Genomic DNA, 1,439 nt, shown 5'->3' on the forward strand with positions numbered 1-1,439 from the left:
ACTTCACCTACATATCAGCGTGCCTTCTCCCGAAGTTACGGCACCATTTTGCCTAGTTCCTTCACCCGAGTTCTCTCAAGCGCCTTGGTATTCTCTACCTGACCACCTGTGTCGGTTTGGGGTACGATTTCGTGTTACCTGATGCTTAGAGGCTTTTCCTGGAAGCAGGGCATTTGTTACTTCAGCACCGTAGTGCCTCGTCATCACACCTCAGCGTTAGTAAGCGTCCGGATTTACCTAAACGCTCCGCCTACATGCTTAAACCGGGACAACCGTCGCCCGGCTAACATAGCCTTCTCCGTCCCCCCTTCGCAGTAACACCAAGTACAGGAATATTAACCTGTTTCCCATCGACTACGCCTTTCGGCCTCGCCTTAGGGGTCGACTCACCCTGCCCCGATTAACGTTGGACAGGAACCCTTGGTCTTCCGGCGTGCGGGTTTTTCACCCGCATTATCGTTACTTATGTCAGCATTCGCACTTCTGATACCTCCAGCATCCCTCACGAGACACCTTCGCAGGCTTACAGAACGCTCCCCTACCCAACAACACATAGTGTCGCTGCCGCAGCTTCGGTGCACAGTTTAGCCCCGTTACATCTTCCGCGCAGGCCGACTCGACCAGTGAGCTATTACGCTTTCTTTAAATGATGGCTGCTTCTAAGCCAACATCCTGGCTGTCTGTGCCTTCCCACATCGTTTCCCACTTAACCATGACTTTGGGACCTTAGCTGGCGGTCTGGGTTGTTTCCCTCTTCACGACGGACGTTAGCACCCGCCGTGTGTCTCCCGTGATAACATTCTTCGGTATTCGCAGTTTGCATCGGGTTGGTAAGTCGGGATGACCCCCTAGCCGAAACAGTGCTCTACCCCCGAAGATGAATTCACGAGGCGCTACCTAAATAGCTTTCGGGGAGAACCAGCTATCTCCCGGTTTGATTGGCCTTTCACCCCCAGCCACAAGTCATCCGCTAATTTTTCAACATTAGTCGGTTCGGTCCTCCAGTTAGTGTTACCCAACCTTCAACCTGCCCATGGCTAGATCACCGGGTTTCGGGTCTATACCCTGCAACTTAACGCCCAGTTAAGACTCGGTTTCCCTTCGGCTCCCCTATACGGTTAACCTTGCTACAGAATATAAGTCGCTGACCCATTATACAAAAGGTACGCAGTCACACCCGAAGGTGCTCCCACTGCTTGTACGTACACGGTTTCAGGTTCTTTTTCACTCCCCTCGCCGGGGTTCTTTTCGCCTTTCCCTCACGGTACTGGTTCACTATCGGTCAGTCAGGAGTATTTAGCCTTGGAGGATGGTCCCCCCATATTCAGACAGGATACCACGTGTCCCGCCCTACTCATCGAGTTCACAACCTGTGCATTTTGGTGTACGGGACTATCACCCTGTACCGTCGGACTTTCCAGACCGTTCCACTAACACAC

Annotated in this window: 1 rRNA gene; it reads right to left on the reverse strand. The window is 52.7% G+C overall.

The features are described 5' to 3' along the window. Positions 1 to 1,439 (reverse strand): 23S ribosomal RNA (locus M989_RS23910); the annotation flags it as partial.

Source organism: Kluyvera georgiana ATCC 51603 (assembly GCF_001654985.1).
Classification (GTDB): Bacteria; Pseudomonadota; Gammaproteobacteria; order Enterobacterales; family Enterobacteriaceae; genus Kluyvera; species Kluyvera georgiana.